Source organism: Phaeobacter sp. CECT 5382 (assembly GCF_001457775.1).
GTDB lineage: Bacteria > Pseudomonadota > Alphaproteobacteria > Rhodobacterales > Rhodobacteraceae > Pseudophaeobacter.
The window spans coordinates 37,838-57,838 of the sequence record NZ_CYSG01000011.1 but is presented as its reverse complement, the minus strand read 5'-3'; the positions used below and the strand labels follow the sequence as shown (position 1 = coordinate 57,838).

General features: G+C 55.4%; 22 protein-coding genes. 4 read left to right on the top strand and 18 right to left on the bottom strand.

The genetic code is table 11. From position 1 onward, the window contains the following. Positions 1-19: 19 nt before the first annotated feature. The 7 genes from PH5382_RS12845 to PH5382_RS12815 form a co-directional block, all read right to left on the bottom strand. Entirely contained in the window at positions 20-787 is a 768-nt protein-coding gene (locus PH5382_RS12845) for an enoyl-CoA hydratase/isomerase family protein (RefSeq protein ID WP_058334795.1), read from the bottom strand. A gap of 200 nt (positions 788-987) precedes the next feature. Next, positions 988-2,016 carry a phosphotransferase family protein gene (locus PH5382_RS12840; protein ID WP_058334794.1) on the bottom strand — a complete coding sequence of 343 codons (1,029 nt, stop codon included), beginning with the start codon at positions 2,014-2,016 and terminating at the stop codon, positions 988-990. Positions 2,017-2,028: 12 nt separating this feature from the next. Further along, entirely contained in the window at positions 2,029-2,679 is a 651-nt protein-coding gene (locus PH5382_RS12835) for a histidine phosphatase family protein (RefSeq protein WP_058334793.1), read from the bottom strand. A gap of 3 nt (positions 2,680-2,682) precedes the next feature. Further along, a complete protein-coding gene (locus tag PH5382_RS12830; RefSeq protein WP_058334792.1) occupies positions 2,683-3,678 on the bottom strand; it encodes an NAD(P)H-dependent flavin oxidoreductase in 996 nt (331 codons plus the stop codon). Positions 3,679-3,726: 48 nt separating this feature from the next. Continuing rightward, positions 3,727-4,542: an SDR family NAD(P)-dependent oxidoreductase gene (locus PH5382_RS12825; protein WP_058334791.1), complete on the bottom strand. Its 816-nt coding sequence runs from the start codon at positions 4,540-4,542 to the stop codon at positions 3,727-3,729. Positions 4,543-4,553: 11 nt separating this feature from the next. Next, complete coding sequence (locus PH5382_RS12820; protein ID WP_197410045.1) at positions 4,554-5,669, bottom strand: acyl-CoA dehydrogenase family protein; 1,116 nt, start codon at positions 5,667-5,669, stop codon at positions 4,554-4,556. 5 nt (positions 5,670-5,674) lie between these two features. Beyond that, the gene (locus PH5382_RS12815) at positions 5,675-6,850 is read right to left on the bottom strand and encodes an acyl-CoA dehydrogenase family protein (RefSeq protein ID WP_058334790.1); all 1,176 of its coding nucleotides are present in this window, start codon (positions 6,848-6,850) and stop codon (positions 5,675-5,677) included. Between the two features lie 164 nt (positions 6,851-7,014). Here PH5382_RS12815 and PH5382_RS12810 point away from each other — a divergent pair, with 164 nt between their 5' ends. From PH5382_RS12810 to PH5382_RS12800, 3 genes are all read left to right on the top strand, one after another. Then, a complete protein-coding gene (locus PH5382_RS12810; RefSeq protein ID WP_058334789.1) occupies positions 7,015-8,010 on the top strand; it encodes an NADPH:quinone oxidoreductase family protein in 996 nt (331 codons plus the stop codon). Positions 8,011-8,165: 155 nt separating this feature from the next. Further along, on the top strand, positions 8,166-8,621 hold the full coding sequence (aroQ, locus tag PH5382_RS12805; protein WP_058334788.1) for a type II 3-dehydroquinate dehydratase: 456 nt from the start codon (positions 8,166-8,168) through the stop codon (positions 8,619-8,621). Further along, complete coding sequence (locus PH5382_RS12800; protein WP_058334787.1) at positions 8,618-9,373, top strand: LuxR family transcriptional regulator; 756 nt, start codon at positions 8,618-8,620, stop codon at positions 9,371-9,373. The genes aroQ and PH5382_RS12800 overlap by 4 nt, the downstream gene beginning before the upstream one ends. A gap of 558 nt (positions 9,374-9,931) precedes the next feature. Here PH5382_RS12800 and tsf read toward each other — a convergent pair. The 5 genes from tsf to PH5382_RS12775 form a co-directional block, all read right to left on the bottom strand. Then, complete coding sequence (tsf, locus tag PH5382_RS12795) at positions 9,932-10,807, bottom strand: translation elongation factor Ts (protein WP_058334786.1); 876 nt, start codon at positions 10,805-10,807, stop codon at positions 9,932-9,934. A gap of 77 nt (positions 10,808-10,884) precedes the next feature. Beyond that, positions 10,885-11,652, bottom strand: coding sequence for a 30S ribosomal protein S2 (rpsB, locus tag PH5382_RS12790; protein ID WP_058334785.1), 768 nt, complete (start codon positions 11,650-11,652; stop codon positions 10,885-10,887). Between the two features lie 156 nt (positions 11,653-11,808). Then, entirely contained in the window at positions 11,809-12,636 is an 828-nt protein-coding gene (locus PH5382_RS12785) for a lyso-ornithine lipid O-acyltransferase (RefSeq protein ID WP_058334784.1), read from the bottom strand. A gap of 3 nt (positions 12,637-12,639) precedes the next feature. Then, entirely contained in the window at positions 12,640-13,386 is a 747-nt protein-coding gene (locus PH5382_RS12780) for an L-ornithine N(alpha)-acyltransferase (RefSeq protein WP_231751872.1), read from the bottom strand. 122 nt (positions 13,387-13,508) lie between these two features. Next, positions 13,509-13,691, bottom strand: a complete 183-nt coding sequence (locus tag PH5382_RS12775) for a DUF3553 domain-containing protein (protein WP_058334782.1) — start codon at positions 13,689-13,691, stop codon at positions 13,509-13,511. A gap of 27 nt (positions 13,692-13,718) precedes the next feature. Here PH5382_RS12775 and PH5382_RS12770 point away from each other — a divergent pair, with 27 nt between their 5' ends. After that, positions 13,719-14,315 (top strand): histidine phosphotransferase family protein, encoded by a 597-nt coding sequence (locus PH5382_RS12770; RefSeq protein WP_058334781.1) that lies wholly within the window; start codon positions 13,719-13,721, stop codon positions 14,313-14,315. Between the two features lie 82 nt (positions 14,316-14,397). Here the strand turns inward: PH5382_RS12770 and PH5382_RS12765 are convergent, their stop codons facing one another. The 6 genes from PH5382_RS12765 to rplU all read right to left on the bottom strand — a co-directional run bounded on the left by PH5382_RS12765 (position 14,398) and on the right by rplU (position 19,649). Further along, the gene (locus PH5382_RS12765) at positions 14,398-15,663 is read right to left on the bottom strand and encodes a glutamate-5-semialdehyde dehydrogenase (protein WP_058334780.1); all 1,266 of its coding nucleotides are present in this window, start codon (positions 15,661-15,663) and stop codon (positions 14,398-14,400) included. 108 nt (positions 15,664-15,771) lie between these two features. After that, entirely contained in the window at positions 15,772-16,878 is a 1,107-nt protein-coding gene (proB, locus tag PH5382_RS12760) for a glutamate 5-kinase (RefSeq protein WP_058334779.1), read from the bottom strand. Continuing rightward, positions 16,866-17,900 carry a GTPase ObgE gene (gene obgE, locus PH5382_RS12755; RefSeq protein WP_058334778.1) on the bottom strand — a complete coding sequence of 345 codons (1,035 nt, stop codon included), beginning with the start codon at positions 17,898-17,900 and terminating at the stop codon, positions 16,866-16,868. The genes proB and obgE overlap by 13 nt, the downstream gene beginning before the upstream one ends. Before the next feature lie 133 nt (positions 17,901-18,033). After that, entirely contained in the window at positions 18,034-18,570 is a 537-nt protein-coding gene (locus tag PH5382_RS12750) for a GNAT family N-acetyltransferase (RefSeq protein WP_058334777.1), read from the bottom strand. A 261-nt stretch (positions 18,571-18,831) separates the two neighbouring features. Beyond that, positions 18,832-19,101, bottom strand: coding sequence for a 50S ribosomal protein L27 (rpmA, locus tag PH5382_RS12745; RefSeq protein ID WP_058334776.1), 270 nt, complete (start codon positions 19,099-19,101; stop codon positions 18,832-18,834). An 11-nt stretch (positions 19,102-19,112) separates the two neighbouring features. Further along, entirely contained in the window at positions 19,113-19,649 is a 537-nt protein-coding gene (gene rplU, locus PH5382_RS12740; protein WP_058334775.1) for a 50S ribosomal protein L21, read from the bottom strand. Between the last annotated feature and the right edge of the window lie 352 nt (positions 19,650-20,001).

Genomic DNA, 20,001 nt, shown 5'->3' with positions numbered 1-20,001 from the left:
TCCCTGCTGTGATTCAGCCTTAACCCTGGTCAATCATGCCCTGCATCGCATCGCGGGTTTGACTGTTGAACCAGCCACCTTCTGGTTCATTTCCTCCGGCAGCAATCGCTGCACGGATGCGCGCGATCGTCTCTCCTCGGAGCTGAAGTTTGACCGATGCATAGGCTTCTGACGGCAATTCGGCGAGCTTGCGGGCCTCGGAGAGGGAATAGGCTACCAGATCTTCGTGGTCTTCAGCGATAATATCGATGAACCCCGCATTGCGCGCAGCGATTGGGCCAATGGGTTGCCCGGTCAGCATCAGACGGCGCTGGGTATCGCTATCCAGCGTTGCCTTGGCGATTTCCAGCGGGCCTACAGGGAAATCAGCTCCAACGCGCACTTCAGCCAGACCAAAGGACGATCTTTTCGACATCGCGACCCGGCGATCACTGGCCAGTACAAAGAACAATCCGCCTGCAATGGCGGCACCACCGACACTGGCCACAACAGGTTTGGGGCAGGCATAAAGGGCCAGAAAGGCCTCGTTCAGCCCCCGCACCACAGCGTGCTGCTGCGCAATATCAAAGTCCTTAGCCTGTTTTAGATCAAGTCCCGCAGAGAACACCTTGAACGGGCTGGTCAAAATGATCGCCCTTACGGTTTCATCTTTGGAAATGCTCTCGATCTCGGCAGCGAATTGCATCAGAAAATCGGCGCTCAGCGCATTGACTGGTGCGCGCCCCAGTTGAACTTCAAAAATACCATCGCCAAGATCATGTCGGCCGAGAACATCGGTCTCTTCCATCACGGCTCTCCTTTGCTTTGAAAACCCGAGCCTGACAGCTGCGGTCTTTTGTTTCACATAATGCGCGGCTCTGGCCGAGCGGTCGAGCAATAATCGCTACGTAGAACCACGCACATCGCTTGCGCGATGGCGTGGAACCTACCAGAGAATGGTGAATAAATACATTTTCAACCCAATGTAATGAATTGAAAAATTTGAATTTATTTATTCAACGCCCGTAAACCACTCTGTGCGAATAGCGAAACAAATCCGCCCAATTTGATCGCACGCTCCGGATTGGAGGCATTGCCATCAAGGGCGCGTTTCAGCACTCCCTGAAGAATTCCCCCCATCCGAAAGAAACTGAACGAAAGATAGAACCCAAAATCATCGATCCCACCCAGACCGCGGCGCCTGCAATAGGCGTCGATGAAGTCCTGATCGGACGGTAAACCAAGTGGTGCGCGGTCAATACCGGCTAGGCCCCGTCCTTCGGCTCCAGGTGGCATTTGCCATTGCATGATGACCCCGGCCAAGTCCGCATAGGGGTGACCGATGGTTGACAACTCCCAATCCAAAACCGCCTTGCAGCTGGTTCCATCCTTGGCAAAGATCATATTGTCGATGCGATAGTCGCCATGCACCAGTCCCCGTTGCCCGTCATCTTCGGGCATCGCACTTTCCAGCGCCTGGATCAGTTCATCCATTTCAGCGATGGTTTCCGTTTCCGAAGCCCGGTACTGCTTGGTCCAGCGCGCCAGCTGACGTTCAAAATAATTGCCCGGAGGACCATAGTCCGAGAGCCCCACCGCATTGATATCAACCGCATGCAGGCAGGCAAGAACCCGGTTCATTTCATCCATGACACCCGCGCGGCTTTCCTCATCCAGGCCGGGCATCGACGGATCAGTAATGTTGCGCCCTTCCACGTGATCCATCACGTAAAAGGCAGAGCCGAGCACATCGTCGTCTTCACACAGCAGATGCATCTTAGCGACTGGCACGTCAGTTTCCGCCAAAGCGCTTTGCACCCGGAATTCGCGGTCAACCGCATGGGCAGATTTCAGCAAGACGCCCGGAGGTTTACGACGCAGTACATAATTGCCTGCGCTTGTTTTTAGCAGAAAGGTCGGGTTTGATTGCCCCGTGGCAAATTTTTCGACCTCGAAACCGCTGTCAAAGCCCGGCAGGCGTCCATTCAGATAGGCTGCAACTGCCTCCTGATCCAAGGTTTGGGTTTTCCCACTCATCCTCTGTGCCCCTTAGCTATAGGTCAAAAGCGCCGCACGATCTTGATTATAAAGATGCGGCACTGAATTGAACTCATGGAGAAAAAACCTCTCCTTCGAAAAAATAAACCGGCTGACAGAACTGTTCTTGATCTGCAGGTTCAAGGCAATCATCTGCTCATCCGGAACTTGCAGGCTGTTGGACACCAAGCGCGCAATGGCACCGCCTGAACTTACCACCAAAACGCGCTCGCAATCTGTAGTGACGGCGTGCTGCCGGGCGGCCTCGATCCGGTTGCAAAAACTCTGCCAGGTTTCACGGGCCTGCGGGATTCCAGTTGTTTGCCAGATTGCCAACGTTTCGCGCAAAGCCCGGAAATGCGTCTTTCTGTCGGTTATGACGTCATCCGGTGCCTGACCACCAAACCGACTGTGCAGCAGATCGTGAAAATCATACTCGTTCCAACCGGGATGCAGTTCCGGAGTCAAATCAAACTGCATATCGGCCAGAGTCTGCTTCTGCCTTTCCAGACTTCCGGTGATCACCCGGTCAGGAATCCAATCAAGCGCCCGCAGCGTATCCCCCAGGGCACGCGCCTGCTGACGACCCAGCTCGCTCAGCAGGTCGTAGTTATCCGCTCCGAAAGACGCCTGCCCGTGCCGGACCACTAGAAGCTCAGCCATGTCTTAGTCCTGAAACTCTTGTGCAAGGGTGTGTCCGGCTGTCTGGTATTCGGTCGCGATGCGATCAACCAACTCCTGAGCGGAACAAATCCCGGTGACATCGCCGATCCCCTGACCGGAGCCCCAGATTTCTTTCCAGGCTTTGGGTTTTGACGAGCCGGAGCCAAAGTTCATAGCCGACGTTTCCGCCGTGGGCAGATTGTCGGGATCCAACCCGGCCTGTGTCACGGATTTCTTTAGATAGTTGCCCCAAACGCCCGTAAACAGAGAAGAATAAACGATGTCTTCAGCAGTGCTGTCGACGATCATCTGCTTGTATCCTGCCTGTGCATTGGCCTCATGCGTGGCGATAAAGGGGGATCCCGCATAGCCAAAATCCGCCCCCAATGCGCGCGCCGCCAAAAGGGCCTCGCCACCAGCAATCGCGCCGGACAGGGCTAGGGGTCCGTCAAACCAACTACGAATTTCGCGGATCAAGGCAAAAGGCGATTGCTCGCCTGCGTGCCCTCCAGCCCCTGCGGCCACGGCGATCAAGCCGTCAGCTCCCTTTTCGATGGCCTTTTTGGCAAAGGTATTGTTGATCACGTCGTGCAGCACGACGCCACCACAGGAATGCGCCGCCTCGTTTACTTCAGGGCGCGCGCCCAGCGATGTGATCCAGATTGGCACGTTCCAGCGATTGCAGATCTCCAGATCGCGTTCCAGTCGGGTGTTGGAGCGATGAACGATCTGATTGACCGCAAAAGGTGCTGCGGGCCGGTCAGGATTTGCTTGATTGTAGCGATCCAGCTCTTCGGTGATCTGCTTCAGCCAAGCCTCCAGCAGGACCGGGTCTCCTTCAGCTTCGCGGGCATTCAGGGCCGGGAAGGACCCCACAATCCCTGCCTTGCACTGCGCAATGACCAGTTCCGGCACCGAAATGATGAACAACGGCGAGCCGATCAGTGGAATACGCAGATTCTGCAGCGCTGTTGGTAGTTCACGTCGTGATTTGGACAAAAGAGTATCCTTTATTTTCAGAGCCCTGCTAGGCGCCCTTAAGTTCAATCAGTCCAGAGCGCTGGCAAAGATATTGTGCCCGGACATCACATTTATCCCACCCGAAATCGGCACCACGGATCCCGTGACATAGGCACCGCCTTTGCCGCTGAGAAACAAGACGGAGCCAGCAATGTCCTCGTAGCGTCCGACCCGCCCCAAAGGAACGTCCTTGCCAACCTTGGCGCGTTTTTCTTCATCATGGGTCACAAAGGCCGTCATCCGCGACACAAAAGGTCCAGGTGCCAGGGCATTTACCGTAACGTTTTTATGCGCAAGTTCTTTCGCCAGAATTTTGGACAGGTGGATCACCGCCGCTTTTGAGGCCGAATAGCTGTAGGCGCCGTCGCCCATTGGGATCTCACCCATCACCGAGCCCACGTTGATAATCCGGCCGGGATCACCTGAGGCGCCGCTTTTGATCAGCATTGGCAGCAAGCGGCGAGTCAGATCAAAGACCCCAGTGACATTGACGGACATGACTTTTTCCCAGGCTTCATAGGGAAAGTCCTGCATTTCGGCACCCCAGGTAATGCCAGAGTTATTCATAAGAATATCAAGGGTTTTCGTGCGATTGTGGATCTCGTCGACAAGCGCTTCGATCCCCTCCTGGGTGCCGACATCACCGCCAAACCCTTCTGCACTGCCAGGGGCATCAAGGGCATTCAACTCAGCGGCTACCGCTTCACAGGCTGATCCTTTGCGCGAGGCGATCAGCACATGTGCCCCGGCCCGAACCATGGCTTCAGCAGCCATCCGGCCAATGCCTGTGGCGCCGCCAGTGATTAGCGCGGTTTTACCTTCAAGCGTAAATAGATCCTGCATCTGTCTCTCCCTCAAAACCCACGTAGTTTGGCAACGATTGCAGCGTGATAGCCGTAGTCACCGAGCCATTCCGCAGCAACGCGGGCCCGTTTCATATAAAATCCCATATCAAAGGCATCGGTCATACCAATACCGCCGTGCATCTGGACACCCTCCTGAACCACCTTTTGCGCCGTCTCAGTGGCGCGGGCTTTTGCAACAGAAACCGCAAGCGTTGCGTTCTGCGGGTTTGCGTCCAACTGGCGGCCGGCATTAAGGATGGCTGAATGGGTCAATTCCATCTCGCACCAAAGATGTGCTGCGCGATGCTGCAAAGCCTGAAAACTGCCAATGGTTACGCCGAACTGCTTGCGTTCCTTCAGGTAATCCGTGGTCAGTGTGAATGCCGCCTCTGACAAGCCGGCGGTTTCTGCCGCCAGAACGGCTTGACCTGCCTCCAGTGCGGGTTTCAACAACTCCAATCCTGCTCCCGGATCACCGAGTAGCGTGTCGCCTGAAACCTCGACATTTTCAAAAGCCAGTGAAGCTGCGTCGCGGCTGTCGATCATCTGGATCGCGGTAGTGGCCAATCCTGCTGTGTCGCGTGCCAGATCAAACAGGCAAAGCCCATCTTCACTGCGGGCCAAAACCAACACCCGATCGGCCATACCGCCATCAACAACGAAAGGTTTTAGGCCATTCAAAACGTAGCCATTGCCGCGCTTTTCTGCTTTGAGATTGATGCTATTCGGATTGAACTTGGCACTCTCATCCAATGCGATTGAATAGGTTAGAGATCCTTCTGCAATCTCTTGTAGACGGGTGCGGCTTTGTGGGCCAGATTGATTGCGCAACACCGTCGTCGCCATCACGGCAGTGCTGATAAACGGGCTAACCGCTAAAGTACGGCCCATTTCACGGGCCAACACCTGCGCAGCAGCGTGCCCCATATCAGAGCCGCCCTCTGCTTCAGGTACCAACACACCGGCCCAGCCAGCGGCTGCCATGTCCTGCCAGAGTTCTGGATCACTGTGTTCTCCGGCATCACGCATCTGGCGCAGTCGGGACACAGGTGCCGCCTTGTTCAGAAAACCATTGGCGGATTCTGATAACAGGATTTCTTCTTCTGTTTGAATGAGTTTAGCCATTTTTCTTATCCCGGAAGGTTCAAAATGCGGCGACTGATGATCGACAGCATCACCTCAGAGGTGCCGCCCTCGATGGAATTTGCCTTGGTTCTGAGCCAATCCGAGGCCGGGCTGTCCTGCCAGTCCAATGCGGCGGTGCCTTCAGCTGACATCACCAATTCAAGACGGCGTTTGTTCAGCTCTGTGCCCATGTATTTCAACATGGCGGAGGCGTCACCGACACCCTGCCCGCCCTCGGCCTGATCCTTGTAGCGTTCCAAGGTCATCTCCAACGCCAGACTGTCCACTTCGGCGCGCATAGCATCAGCCCGCAAAACCGGATCACTCTGGCCGGTTTCGGCATCCGCAATGACGGCCCCTAGGGCGCGCCCACTTCCCAGCACATTGCCGCCGTTGCTGATCATCTCGCGTTCATGGGTCAGCAGATATTTTGCGACGTCCCAGCCGCGGTTGATGTCGCCAACCACCTGGGTTTTAGAGACCTCAACATTGTCAAAAAACGTCTCACAAAATGGCGAGGCTCCTGAAATCAACTGGATTGGCCGAGTTGAGATACCTTCGCAGCGCATGTCCATAAGAACAAAAGAAATTCCAAGGTGTTTGCGCGCGTCCCGATCGGTGCGAACCAGAGCAAAAATCCAATCGGCCCGATCCGCATATGAGGTCCAGATCTTTTGCCCATTGACCACCCAGTGATTACCATGATCGGCGCCATAGGTCTGAACACCGGCGAGATCCGACCCCGCACCCGGTTCGGAATAACCTTGGCACCAGCGTATCTCTCCGCGGGCAATAGGTGGCAGGAACTGCTGTTTTTGTTCTTCAGTGCCGAATTTCAGCAAAGCGGGGCCAAGCATCCAGATGCCGAAACTATCAAGCGGTGAACGGGCACCGATACGCTGCATCTCCTCCTTCAGGATCTTGTCCTGATCGCGGTTAAGACCGGCACCACCATAGGCCTTTGGCCATGTTGGCACGGTAAACCCCCGCGCCGCACAGCGGTCGAGCCAAGTTTTTTGGGCCGGACTGGTGAAGACCCAAGTGCTGCCTCCCCAGCAGATGCTGTCTTCACCGCTGGTACCGTCTCGCATTTCTTCCGGACAATTGGCTGCCAGCCAATCGCGGATTTCAGTCCGAAATCCGACGCTGTCTGATGTCGCCTGTTCTGTGACAGTGGTCATATTCTCTCCCCGTAACCCTCCGCCTGATGCCTCCCTAAGGTTCCAGCGGTTTCACAATGTAGAATTACATTTCGCTATTGCATTGACAACGAGGCAGCTGAGCAGAAGACTTTACGTAATTTCAGGAAACAGGCGCCCATACCGGGTGACCAGAGGGAAGAACAATGAAATCAATGCTAAGCACAGCGCCGGGTGGACCGGAGACGCTGACATGGACGGAACAGCCGGATCTTGTGGCCGGTAAAGGCGAGCTCCTGGTTGCGATCAAGGCCGCTGGGGTCAATTTCCCCGACACATTGATCATTCGAGACCTCTACCAGATGAAACCCCCACGCCCCTTTGCACCTGGTGGTGAAATCTCCGGGGAAGTTGTGGCGATCGGTGAAGGTGTCACTGGGTTTGACCTTGGCGACCGTGTTCTAGCGCTCACCGGACACGGTGGTTTTGCAACCCAGATCTGCGTTGCCGCTGCTCAGGCGGTGAAGTTTCCGGATGCCATGCCCTATGAAGAAGCTGCGGCCTTTGTTTTCACCTATGGCACCTCTTATCACGCGTTGAAAGACCGTGCCGATTTGAAACCTGGCGAGACGCTTTTAATTCTGGGCGCTGCAGGGGGCGTTGGGGCTGCCGCCATAGAGCTTGGAAAATCAATGGGCGCACAGGTCATCGCAGCAGTTTCTTCGAAGGAAAAAGCCGCATTTTGCAAGGCTATTGGAGCGGATGAGACACTGATCTATCCGCGCGAGATGACTAAGGATGCGCAAAAGCAATTTTCGAAAGATATCAAATCGCTATCCGGTAAAGATGGTGTCGATGTCACCTATGACGCGGTCGGGGGAGACTATGCAGAACCGGCCCTGCGTGCGATGGCCTGGAAGGGGCGTTATCTGGTGGTAGGCTTCCCCGCCGGCATTCCAGAAATTCCGCTCAACCTCCCCCTTCTGAAGGGCTGTGATATTCGTGGCGTCTTTTGGGGGGCTTCGGTGTTTCGCGACCCCAAAGGCCACGCACAAAACATGGCCGAATTGCAGGCACTTTATGCAGCAGGCAAAATCAAGCCGCAAATCTGCGCCACCTTTCCGATGACCGAGGCTGCCACGGCTTTGGAAATGATGCAGGACCGGCGGGTTTTGGGGGAAGTTGTTCTGACCAACGCCTGATACTGTGCGGCGGGTGTTCGAAATCATTGGAGCATCCGCCCACTTTTGCGTGCGAAAATAGCAACATGCCGGAAACAAAAGCGGGTTTCTTGGCTTCGCTTCTGCAGTAAAACTATCATAGTTTCACCCTAGGGTTTTAACGATGGGGAGTGGAGATGCCGAGCATTTTGATCTTGAATGGTCCAAACTTGAATTTGTTGGGCACGCGCCAGCCAGAAGTCTACGGTCGTGAAACGCTAGAGATGGTCGAGCAATCCTGCAAAGATCACGCTGTCAAACTGGGTCTGACAGTGGAATGCCTGCAATCCAATCACGAAGGTATTTTGCTGGACGCAATCCATGATGCCCGCGACACCCATTCAGGCCTCGTCCTGAACGCAGGTGCTTACACGCATAGCTCTATCGCTCTTATGGATGCCATATTTTCGGTAGAACTGCCTGCCGTTGAAGTACATCTTTCCAATATCCATGCTCGGGAAGAATTTCGCCAAAAGTCCTATATTTCAAAAGCGGTTATCGGTCAGATCTGTGGCTTTGGCAGTTTCGGGTATCTGATGGCATTGGATGCTCTCGCCCGTAGGCTATTACCGACCAGAGGCCCCGGCGCATGAGCATACTTGACTATCTCCACTTTGTGTCTGGCGCGAAAAGCCTTGAAGAGTTGTGGCATACGCATGTTCAGCGCATGGCCGACTATGGTTTTGACCGGCTGATGTACGGCTACACGCGGTTCAAGACGGAAACCTCGCTTGGCGATCCGGATGATTTTGTCATTTTGACCAACCACAATCAGGAATACGTGGACGGCTTTTTGAACCGGGGGCTCTATTTTCATGCGCCCATGTTGCGATGGGCGCTTGAGCACGAAGGCGCAGGAAGTTGGCAGAAAATCCAGGAGATGAGCGCTGGCGGGAGCCTTACTCCAGAAGCGCGGCAGGTTATTGCGTTCAACCAAGAGATCGGAATGACAGCCGGATACACCGTGAGTTTCTTTTCAGCTTCAAAACGCTACAAGGGCGCTATCTCGCTTGGGGCACCGTCTGGAAGAGATCAGAAAGACGTTGATGCCCTGTGGCTAGAGCACGGCGAAGACATCATTTTGATGAATAACGTCGTTCACCTCAAAATTCTGACACTGCCCTATACGCCTCCGAATCGAAGCCTGACAAATCGGCAGAGAGAGGCGTTGCAATGGGTTGGGGATGGTAAAACCACCCAGGATATTGCGCTGCTAATGGGGCTGACGGCGGCGACAGTCGAAAAACATTTGCGGCTCGCCAGAGATTCGTTATCGGTGGAAACGACGGCTCAGGCGGTTTTAAAAGCGGCGCTGCAAAACCAGATGTACGTGGTTGAATCTTGATAATTTTCACGATGCCTTAATTTCATTCGAAGAAAAAACTCAGTGTTCCCCGTAACCTGGAGGGAGTTTACCCATCGGAAGCTAGCGTCAATCGGGTATGGAAAACACTACTACACTTTTTCACTGAAGTGAGGCACACTAATCATGTTCCGTGAGTGGTGGCTTTAGCCTAGGAACTTTGGGAAACGACCCTTGCAATATCAAGGCTCTCGGACCTGTACGGTTTCCGACGTGTATTTTTCCGCGTCGGTGCCGTGAGAATGAGGGGCTCCATCCATCCCCATCTTTTGGAGCCCCTCCGCTTTTCTCTTTTGCCCCCACACCCGAGCTAGGCAGTGTGAGAAATCACGTCCTGCCTTTTCAACGTCAAAGGAGTTGGCCTTAGATCAGGTCAGATATGACCGCATTGGCATATGGATCTTCAAACTTTCCAAGGCTCCACGTCCTCCCTTTTGTCCAAAAAACACGTTTGGTTTCGCTACCCGATTTCAGCAGGTGAAATAGAAAAAGGGCCGACGGTTTCCCATCAGCCCCTTTAATTTCTTAACTTCTAGAGCCTTAGCCCTGAGCGGCCTTGGCAACCTCGGCGGCAAAGTCTTCTTTTTCGACTTCGATGCCTTCGCCAACTTCCAGACGCACAAACCCGGTGATGGTGGCGCCAGCTTCTTTGGCGGCCGCTTCAACGGTCAGGTCGGGGTTCACCACGAACTGCTGGTTCAGAAGGGTTGATTCAGCAACGAATTTCTTCATCCGACCAACGATCATTTTTTCGATCACGGCTTCGGGCTTTCCGGACTCGCGTGCGATATCCATCTGAACCTGCTTTTCCTTCTCAACAACCGAAGCATCCATGTCAGCTTCGGAGAGAGCGGCAGGGTTCACAGCAGCAATGTGCATTGCAACCTGTTTGCCGAATGCTTCATTGCCACCGGTCAAGGCAACCAGAACACCGATTTTGCCCATACCGGCAGTTGCCGCATTGTGAACGTAGGAGATGACAGTCTCGCCTTCGAGAGCAGCCATACGGCGCACCGACATGTTTTCGCCAATGGTGGCGATTTTGGCGGTGATCACGGCTTCGACGGTTTTGCCGCCCATGTCGGCCGCTTTCAGCGCCTCAACATCTGCAACACCCAAAGCAACCTTGGCGATTCCGCCAACCATTTCTTGGAATTCGGCGTTCTTACCAACAAAGTCGGTTTCCGAGTTCACTTCGACCGCAACACCTTTGCCGCCATCGACGACAACGGCGACCAGACCTTCGGCGGCGGTACGACCGGATTTTTTCGCGGCTTTGGCCAGACCTTTGGTGCGCAGCCAGTCAACGGCGGCTTCCATGTCACCATTGGTTTCGGTCAGGGCTTTTTTCGCGTCCATCATGCCAGCGCCGGTGGAGTCGCGCAGTTCTTTAACGAGTGCAGCTGTGATTGCCATCTGTGGCTCTCCTCAAATCTAAACGTAATTGGGGCAGGTGATACCCTGCCCCGTATGTCAAACCTGTGACAGGCAGATTAGGCGGAAGCTTCTTCAGCGACGGCCTCTTCTTCGGGCGCATCTTCCAGCGCGCCGAGGTCAACACCAGCAGCACCCAGCTGAGCGGTCATGCCGTCCAGGGCCGCGCGTGCAACCAGATCGCAATAGAGCGAGATAGCGCGCGATGCATCGTCGTTGCCGGGGATGATGAAATCAACACCGTCAGGCGAGCAGTTGGTGTCGACAACAGCCACAACCGGGATACCCAGCTTTTTGGCTTCGGCGATGGCCAGTGCTTCTTTTTTCACGTCGATGACGAACAGCAGGTCAGGAACGCCGCCCATCTCGGAGATACCACCAAGCGAAGCCTGCAGCTTCTGCTGGTCACGTTCCATGCCCAGACGCTCTTTCTTGGTGAGGCCTTCGGCACCACCTTCGAGCTTCTCGTTGATTTCGTTCAGGCGTTTGATCGACTGGGAAACGGTTTTCCAGTTGGTCAATGTGCCACCCAACCAACGGTGGTTCATGAAGTACTGAGCGGATTTCTCAGCGGCTTCGGCGATGGGGCCTGCGGCCTGACGCTTGGTACCAACGAAGAGGATACGACCGCCCTTGGCAACAGTGTCACGCACGATCTGCAGCGACTGGTCCAGCATTGGAACGGTCTGTGTCAGATCCATGATGTGGATGCCGTTGCGTGCACCATAGATGTAAGGTGCCATGCGGGGGTTCCAGCGCTGTGTCTGGTGACCAAAGTGTACGCCTGCTTCCAGCAGCTGGCGCATGGAGAACTCGGGAAGAGCCATGCTTGTATTCCTTTTTTCCGGTTTCAGTCCTCGGTGGGGGTTCAGAGCAGACGCTCCAACCGGCGGTCTGTCAGGGATGTCTCCCCTGATCAGGCCAAACCCCACCTGCGGGTTTGATGGCGCGCGTATAGGACAGCTTGGCACCGCCTGCAAGTGCTATTTGCGCAAAGTCTCATGTCCCTTGCGGACCTCGGCTTCACAGGCAGCGGCCAGCGCCTTGCGATCGGCAAAATCCGCGACTTTTAGCGGGCTGTGATAGATCAACTCGACGCGGCCCTGACGGGGGGCCGCCAGCGTTTTCAACAGATGCGGCGCAAAGTCCATATCGCCCCACCAGCCGTAGAACCGTGCCTCTTGGCCCTTTGGGGCAATAAACACCACGGATACAGGCTGGATATAGCTTATCTGACGTAAGTGGTCGCCAAAGAAGGCCGCAAAAAGCGTTGTTTTAAATGGCAAAACGCGCAAACCATCGGTGGATGTGCCTTCCGGGAAAAACAGCAGCTTGTGTCCGGCCTGCAGGCGGGATTCAAACAGTTCGGTCTGTTCTTTCGCACGCTTTCGGTTGCGTTCGATAAAAACGGTACCAGTCGCACGGGCAAGCCAGCCGATGCCGGGCCAGCCTGCGACCTCAGCCTTGGAAACAAAATATATCCGCTTGCGGGCGTTCAGCGCAAAAATATCCAGCCAGGAGGTGTGATTGGCCACAACGGCCCCCCGATGGCGCATCAGTTCACCTTGGGTTGAAAACTCCATGCCCAGCACCCGAAAGGCATTGCGACAGACAAACTGAGTGATAAAGGGCGTGACCGGGCGGTTCAGTCCGCAAATCGGGCGTTCGATCAGGCGCAGCAGTAAAAGGACGATCAATCCGCCAAAAACCAATCCCCCGAGCACCAAAGCCCGGCAGACAACAAAGCCCCAGCCAATTGCGGTGATGCGGATCGGCTCCGGAGCCTCTCCTTCGTTCCAGGTTTCCGGCATGGTTTAACCTTCCACCTGCGGGCCTGCGAACATCCGCTTCTGTCGGTCCGTCATGGCGCAGGTGTCCAGGATCATGCAGACATCCGTGGTGTTAAAGCTGTGGTCAACATAGGCACCCTCGCCGATCACCCCGCCAAGTCGAAGATAGGCTTTGATTAACGCAGGAATCTGCAGCATCGCGCGTTTGCGATCCACATCTTCCTTTGGCAGCAGCGCCATGGATTGAAACACTTCTGACCGACAGCGAAGCCACTCTGGTGCCAGAAACCCGTGGTGAAGCATCGACAGGGGTTCGGCCAGTTGATCCAGATCGGTTCCGGGAAAGCTCGCGACCCCAAACAGAACGTCGATGCGATGTGTGGCGACATAGTCAGCCAGGCCACTCCACAAATGAAACAGAGCAGATCCGCCTCGAAATTGTGGATGCAAACAGGACCGTCCAACCTCAAGCAGGCTGCGGCCCGATGACTTTAATGTGTCAAGATCGTATTCGGTTTCCGAATAAAACCGCCCGGCCGCCTCAGCCTGCTTCCGGCGCATCAGCCGATAAGTGCCAATAACCTGATTGCTGCGGGTTTCCGTGATCAGAAGATGATCACAGAACGCGTCGAAATAATCGCGCTCCAGCTTCGCCGCATGGTCGACCTGCTGTCCACTTGCGCCCATTTCTTCGACGAACACCTGATAGCGCAGCGCCTGCGCGGCCTGGATATCTGCATCTGTCCGCGCCAATGAGACAGAGAACGTCATTTCATTTTCTGGCATAAAGCCGGGCTTCCGAGGTTGTTTCGCGCCAGCAGATAAACCGGACCGCAGGGCACGCGCAAGATTTTCATAAAACTCTACGGTCTTTCTTAACCATTCATAAACCGCTATGGCTCATTCACTAGAATCAAGGGGACCATAGCCCCGGCAAAGACCAGTTTTCCCTGGTCACGAAAATTGACAGTAATTTTGCCCCCTGCATTGGATTGGACCTGACCTGGTCCCCATTCCGGGTGATCGGGATGTTTCACCAGCATCCCGGGGGTAAGAATAGCATTGAGGTCGATCATGAGAGAGGCCCAATTCGGAGGAAAGACATGGCTGTAGATACCGCCAATTTGGCCGCTTTGATAGGGTCCAGGATCTGCCACGATTTGATCAGCCCGGTTGGCGCCATCAACAACGGGCTTGAGCTGCTGGGTATGTCCGGCGCGATGGATGGCCCAGAGTTGGAGTTGATTTCTGACAGCGTGCTGAACGCCAATGCCCGCATCCGGTTTTTCCGCGTGGCCTTCGGTGCTGCCGGCGAGCAGCAGATGGGTCGCGCCGAGATCCTGTCGGTGCTTGACGATATCAGCAAAGCCGGTCGTCTGAAATATCAATGGGCGCCGCTTGATGGCAGCAGCCGCAGTGATGTTCGGATGACCTTCTTGGCGGCTCTGTGCCTGGAAAGTGCTTTGCCCTATGGCGGAATGATCAACGTCTTGCAGGCGGATGGTAAATGGACGATCACCGGCGAAGGTCGCAAACTGAATGTCGATGAGGCCCTTTGGGGCCATCTTGATGGCAGCGATACTTCGGCGACAGTTACGCCGGCTTTGGTGCAATTTGCCATGCTGCCGACCGCCGCCCAAGAGGCCGACCGCAAAATCTACTACGACCAGACCCTAGAAAAGATCACAATCCAGTTTTAGTTTTCGCCATAAGGTATTGTAAACATAAACCCTCGCCAAAATCTGGCGAGGTTTTTTTCTTCCAGCAGGCATGCAACAGTAATCAGCTACGCACCGCCCCGTCGCCGCGCACCAGATACTTGAAGCTGGTCAATTGCGCCGCGCCAACTGGGCCGCGCGCATGCATCTTTCCGGTTGCGATGCCGATCTCGGCCCCCATGCCAAATTCGCCACCGTCTGCAAACTGGGTTGAGGCATTGTGCATCAAAATGGCGCTATCCAGTTCTGAGAAAAACTGAGCAACAGCTGCCTCATCTTCGGTGATGATGCAATCAGTATGCTGCGAATGGTATTTGCGGATATGTGCAATTGCCTCGTCGATATCTGCGACAGGTTTTGCAGCAATAATGGCATCAAGATATTCTTTGCCCCAGTCTTCCTCGGTTGCCAGCTCCATACCCTCGGGGCCCATCAGCCCTTCGGCGGCGTGGATTTCAACACCGGCTGCAGCTAATGCTGCTAGGACATCCTGGCCGATTGTCTCGACAATATCTTTATGGATCAACAGGCATTCGGCAGCACCACAAATACCCGTGCGGCGGGTTTTGGCGTTCAGAACAACTTCGAGCGCCTTTTTCGGATCCGCTGATTTGTCGAGGTAGATATGCACGATGCCTTCGAGATGGGCAAAAACCGGAACCCGTGCTTCGCGCTGTACCAGCCCAACCAACCCCTTGCCGCCACGAGGGACAATAACGTCGACATAGTTCGTCATGGTCAACAGCTCTTGCACTGCAGCCCGATCCCGTGTCGGAACCAGCTGCACGGCGTCTTCAGGAAGACCCGCATCACGCAGCCCCTGCGCCAGACAGGCATGAATGGCCCGGGCGGAATTAAAACTTTCGGATCCGCCGCGCAGGATCACCGCATTGCCGGATTTCAGGCAAAGTGCCCCGGCATCGGCTGTCACATTCGGGCGGCTTTCGTAGATCACCCCAATAACGCCCAGCGGCGTGCGTACGCGTTGGATTTTCAACCCAGAAGGCTGGTCCCATTCGGCCAGAACTTCACCCACTGGGTCCGCCTGCTCTGCCACCGCGCGCAGCCCGTCAACGATGCCCTGGATGCGGGATTCGTCCAGCATGAGGCGATCCATCATTGCCGGTGAAAGGCCCTTGCTGCGGCCAAATTCCAGATCCTTGGCGTTGGCTTCGATAATCTCTGCCCGGCGAGACCAAACAGACTCTGCGGCGCCAATCAGGGCTGCATGTTTGCGTTCAGCACTGGCTGTGGCCAGTGTTTGGGCCGCCGTTTTTGCACGAATGCCGATGTCGGCCATCAATGCGGGGATGTTTTCGATGTCTTTCATGGGGTAGTCGCCTTTGCTGATCTCGGCTGGAACCGATCCCTTTGCCAGACAATAGCCTGTTGGGGTGCAAAGGTTCCAGTCACAAGTATCCTGTCAAAAATCTTGAGGTCAGAGCGCCATATCGTCTCGATGGATCAAAGCAGCACGACCTGGGTACCCCAGCGTTGCTTCGATCTCGGCAGATTGGCGCCCTTGGATAGCACGAGCCTCGTCGCCGGTATAGCGAGACAGGCCCTGCCCAAGTTTGCGCCCCTCCGGGCTAAGAATGGCCAGGGGATCGCCCCGGCCAAAATCGCCCTCCACATGACGCACCCCAGCGGGCAACAGGCTGTTTCCGTTTTGGAGCGCACGTGCGGCACCTTCGTCGACTGTGATTTCGCCACGGGTTTTCATCGCTGCGATCCAACGCTTGCGGGCCAACTGAGGATCATCCTGTGCGGTGAACCAGGTGCAGGCAGCCCCATCATGAAGCGTTTTCAAGGGGTTCAGAGGCGATCCTTCAGTAATCGCCATGGCACAGCCGGCCGCGGTCGCCATCTTGGCAGCGAGGATCTTGGTGATCATGCCGCCTTTGGATAGCCCCGACACCCCGTCGCCAGCCATGGCTTCGATCTCTGGGGTGATTTCAGTGATCCGCTCGTAGCGTTGGGCAGTCTCATCCAAGGCGGGGTTTGCGCTGTAAAACCCATCAACATCAGACAGCAGCACCAGCGCATCCGCCCCGACGGTCACCGCCACCTGCGCGGCAAGGCGGTCGTTGTCTCCATAGCGGATCTCATCCGTTGCAATGGTGTCGTTTTCATTGACGATGGGCACAGCCCCAAAGCCGATCAGAGTTTCCAGTGTGGCGCGTGAATTTAGATAGCGCCGCCGGTCGGCGCTGTCTTCCAGCGTGACCAGGACCTGAGCTGTGGTGATCGCATGCGGTGCCAGGGCCTCTTCATAGGCGCGAGCCAAGCGGATCTGGCCAACAGCGGCTGCGGCCTGGGATTGTTCCAGCGGCAGATCGCTGCGTGGCAAACCAAGCACTTCGCGCCCGAGCGCAATAGAGCCGGACGACACCAAGATCACATCCTTGCCCTGCCCTTTGAGCCAGGCAACATCATTGGCCAAGGAATGCAGCCAGCCCGCCCGAAGCTTTCCGGAGCTGCGATCAACCAACAGCGCCGAGCCAATCTTGACGACTATGCGCTTTGCCTCGGTCAGGGTCGCCAAGGGGCTTCCTCTTCAACGGTTTTTTGGCGAATGCGATCCTCATCGATCTCGGCGCGGACCGCCCGCAGCACCTCGTTCAGGCCTTCGCGGCTGACACCAGACATCATCAACACCTTGCTGCCCACTTCCGCTTCGAGAGCTACGCGGGCTTCGGCCCGTTCTTCCTCGTCCAGAGCATCGATTTTGTTCAGGGCTGTGATACGCGGTTTGTTGGCCAGCTCGCCGCCGTATGCTTCGAGTTCATCAATGATGGTGCGATAATCACCGGCCACATCCTCTGAGGTACCATCGACCAGATGCAACAGAACCGAACAGCGCTCCACATGGCCCAGAAACCGGTCACCAATGCCCTTGCCTTCATGAGCGCCAGCAATCAGGCCCGGAATATCGGCCATGACAAATTCAACGTTATCAATGCCTACCACGCCCAAGTTGGGATGTAGGGTGGTAAAGGGATAGTCTGCGATTTTGGGCCGCGCATTCGAGCTGGCGGCCAGGAAGGTTGACTTGCCAGCGTTTGGCAAGCCTAACAGGCCGGAATCCGCAATCAGTTTAAGACGCAGCCAGATCGTACGGTCGATCCCTTCTTGACCGGGGTTCGCCCGACGCGGTGCCTGGTTGGTGGAGGATTTGAAGTGCAGGTTGCCAAAACCGCCATTGCCGCCCTTAGCAAGAAGCACACGCTGACCGATCTCGGTCATATCAGCCAAAACTGTTTCCTGGTCTTCATCAAGAATTTCGGTGCCCACCGGCACCCGCAGGATAATCTCTTCGCCGTCCTTGCCGGTACGCTGACGCCCCATGCCGGACTGACCGTTGTTGGCAAAGAAATGCTGCTGATAGCGAAAATCGATCAGAGTATTGAGCCCATCAACCGCTTCGGCCCAGACTGATCCGCCCTTGCCGCCGTCGCCGCCATCCGGGCCACCGTATTCGATGTATTTCTCGCGACGAAAGCTCACGCAGCCGTTGCCGCCGCCACCAGAGCGGATGTAGACCTTTGCAAGATCGAGGAATTTCATGGTGGCTCCTGACTGCGCTGCGGCCCTATTGGAGGACCGGTCGCGGATATACGAAAGAGAGATCAACGGGGCAGATCTGACCCCGCTGTTGCGTTCTGCGGACTGCCTTACCTGAAAGCGCGCGGCGCGCCAATCACAGTTTTCGGCTGTAGGTCCATGTAGGGACATTTGCATCGCGCGAGACTGCAAATGTCTCGGCGTCACCCAAATATTCAAACCCGCAATGGATCAGCACCCGGGCTGAGGCCGGATTGTCCTGAAAGACTGCGGCAAACATCGTGGCATTTTGCAATGGATTTGCGCTCACCAGCGCCTCCAATGCTTCAGATGCAAGGCCGGTGTTCCAAAAAATCGGCGCGATCCAAAAACTCACTTCTGACTGATCGCGATCCATGCGCTTCAGGCTGATAATACCTTTCAGCTCTTCGCCACCATCCGGGGTTCCGTCGATCGCCCAAACATCTTCGTCATGCTCTGCAGACATTGCCCGCGCTACATAGGCTGCAATGGCGCCAGGGGGAATGGGGTGCGGAATGGAGCTCGTCATACGCGCGACACGTTCATCGCTGGCATAATGGGTAATGAGGCCCTCGTCGGATGCGCGCAGGGGACGCAGCACAAATCGGCTGGTTTCGATAACCGGCTGACTGTTCACATGATCCAAACTCATTCCTCTGCTCCTTTTGAACGCGATCGAACACAATACTTGCGTCACCATAAATGCACGAACTGACTGCGTTTAAAGATCACGCGATCCACGAACGATCACGTTTCAAACATCAGACAACTCGTAACCCCGCCAAAGGCGAAGCCCGTGTCCTATCAGTAAAACCTTGAAAAACTCTGGCCGGACCAGAGACCTTCGGAAAAAAGAAAAAGGGACCGGCTGTATCGCCGATCCCCTCATTGTTCATAACCTTTTGGGTTCGGTTTACTCAGCGGCCTCCGCCACTGGGAGAACCGATACAAAGGTGCGGCCTTTCAGACCTTTGTGGAATTTGACAGCACCGTCAGTCACAGCAAAGATCGTGTGATCTTTGCCAAGGCCAACGCCCTCGCCCGGCCAAAATTTGGTCCCGCGCTGACGAATGATGATGTTGCCAGAGATGGCCGCTTGACCACCATAGAGTTTCACACCGAGGCGGCGACCCGCTGAGTCGCGGCCGTTACGGGAGGAACCACCAGCTTTTTTATGTGCCATTCTGTCTCTCCTTAGCCTTTAGCCAGATCTTTGGCCTGCTCAACCCATTCGGGTTTCACTTTGACCGCGTCAATACCAGCAATGTCGTCTGCCGACAAGGCTGCGATCTGAGCAAAGCTGGTGAAGCCAGCTTCTTCCAATTTCTTGGCAGCAGCAGGACCAACGCCAGTGATCTTAGTCAGATCATCGGAACCAGCAGCAGCAGGAGCCGCTTTTGCAGCAGCTTTGGTAGCACCGGAGGCCAGGATCTCAGTGATCTTGATCAGGGTCAGTTTCTGACGGTGACCTTTGGTACGCTTGGAAGAGTGCTTCCGGCGACGCTTCACAAAGTGAATAAGCTTTTCGCCTTTGATCTGGTCGACCACTTCTGCCTTTACGGCAGCGCCATCAACCAAAGGAGCACCAACAACTGGGGCGTCGCCACCAAGCATCAGGATTTCGTCGAACTGGATTGTTTCGCCAGCATCAGCAGCCAATTTTTCAACGCGGAGGATATCACCCGCCTGAACTTTGTACTGCTTGCCGCCAGTCTTGAGGACCGCAAACATATGCGTATTTCCTTTATCAACCGCGTCCTTTGGTCCTCTACGTTGACCGGTTATGAAACCGTAGCAGAGCGTTTTGGCCTATTGGCACCTCGAACAGCGCGTCCCTGCCGGGACGTATTACAAATTGAACCCGGCACAGAGAATCCGGGCCGGGATGGGGGCTTTTGGCCTGAAACCCAAAACCTGTCAAGCCTGAATGCTCAGGAACTCACTTCGATAGGCGTTCTAATCTCGGTAGGCGTTCTAATCCAGAGCTCCGAAGGTTTCAGAAAGCCATGGATGCCGACTGCAGGTAGTCTACAAACAGGCTCCTTGAACGCATCCGATGCCCAACCAACAGACCTTCTTATGG

Coding starts and splice junctions, on each gene's coding strand:
- PH5382_RS12780 (WP_231751872.1), bottom strand. CDS start 13,386: ATGACGTTCTCTGTCTCATTGGCGCGGACAGATGCAGATATCCAGGCC.
- PH5382_RS12840 (WP_058334794.1), bottom strand. CDS start 2,016: ATGAGTGGGAAAACCCAAACCTTGGATCAGGAGGCAGTTGCAGCCTAT.
- PH5382_RS12765 (WP_058334780.1), bottom strand. CDS start 15,663: ATGAAAGACATCGAAAACATCCCCGCATTGATGGCCGACATCGGCATT.
- PH5382_RS12770 (WP_058334781.1), top strand. CDS start 13,719: ATGGCTGTAGATACCGCCAATTTGGCCGCTTTGATAGGGTCCAGGATC.
- PH5382_RS12775 (WP_058334782.1), bottom strand. CDS start 13,691: ATGATCGACCTCAATGCTATTCTTACCCCCGGGATGCTGGTGAAACAT.
- PH5382_RS12810 (WP_058334789.1), top strand. CDS start 7,015: ATGAAATCAATGCTAAGCACAGCGCCGGGTGGACCGGAGACGCTGACA.
- aroQ (WP_058334788.1), top strand. CDS start 8,166: ATGCCGAGCATTTTGATCTTGAATGGTCCAAACTTGAATTTGTTGGGC.
- PH5382_RS12815 (WP_058334790.1), bottom strand. CDS start 6,850: ATGACCACTGTCACAGAACAGGCGACATCAGACAGCGTCGGATTTCGG.
- rpsB (WP_058334785.1), bottom strand. CDS start 11,652: ATGGCTCTTCCCGAGTTCTCCATGCGCCAGCTGCTGGAAGCAGGCGTA.
- PH5382_RS12750 (WP_058334777.1), bottom strand. CDS start 18,570: ATGAGTTTGGATCATGTGAACAGTCAGCCGGTTATCGAAACCAGCCGA.
- rpmA (WP_058334776.1), bottom strand. CDS start 19,101: ATGGCACATAAAAAAGCTGGTGGTTCCTCCCGTAACGGCCGCGACTCA.
- PH5382_RS12785 (WP_058334784.1), bottom strand. CDS start 12,636: ATGCCGGAAACCTGGAACGAAGGAGAGGCTCCGGAGCCGATCCGCATC.
- PH5382_RS12800 (WP_058334787.1), top strand. CDS start 8,618: ATGAGCATACTTGACTATCTCCACTTTGTGTCTGGCGCGAAAAGCCTT.
- obgE (WP_058334778.1), bottom strand. CDS start 17,900: ATGAAATTCCTCGATCTTGCAAAGGTCTACATCCGCTCTGGTGGCGGC.
- tsf (WP_058334786.1), bottom strand. CDS start 10,807: ATGGCAATCACAGCTGCACTCGTTAAAGAACTGCGCGACTCCACCGGC.
- PH5382_RS12825 (WP_058334791.1), bottom strand. CDS start 4,542: ATGCAGGATCTATTTACGCTTGAAGGTAAAACCGCGCTAATCACTGGC.
- rplU (WP_058334775.1), bottom strand. CDS start 19,649: ATGTTTGCGGTCCTCAAGACTGGCGGCAAGCAGTACAAAGTTCAGGCG.
- PH5382_RS12820 (WP_197410045.1), bottom strand. CDS start 5,669: ATGGCTAAACTCATTCAAACAGAAGAAGAAATCCTGTTATCAGAATCC.
- PH5382_RS12845 (WP_058334795.1), bottom strand. CDS start 787: ATGGAAGAGACCGATGTTCTCGGCCGACATGATCTTGGCGATGGTATT.
- PH5382_RS12835 (WP_058334793.1), bottom strand. CDS start 2,679: ATGGCTGAGCTTCTAGTGGTCCGGCACGGGCAGGCGTCTTTCGGAGCG.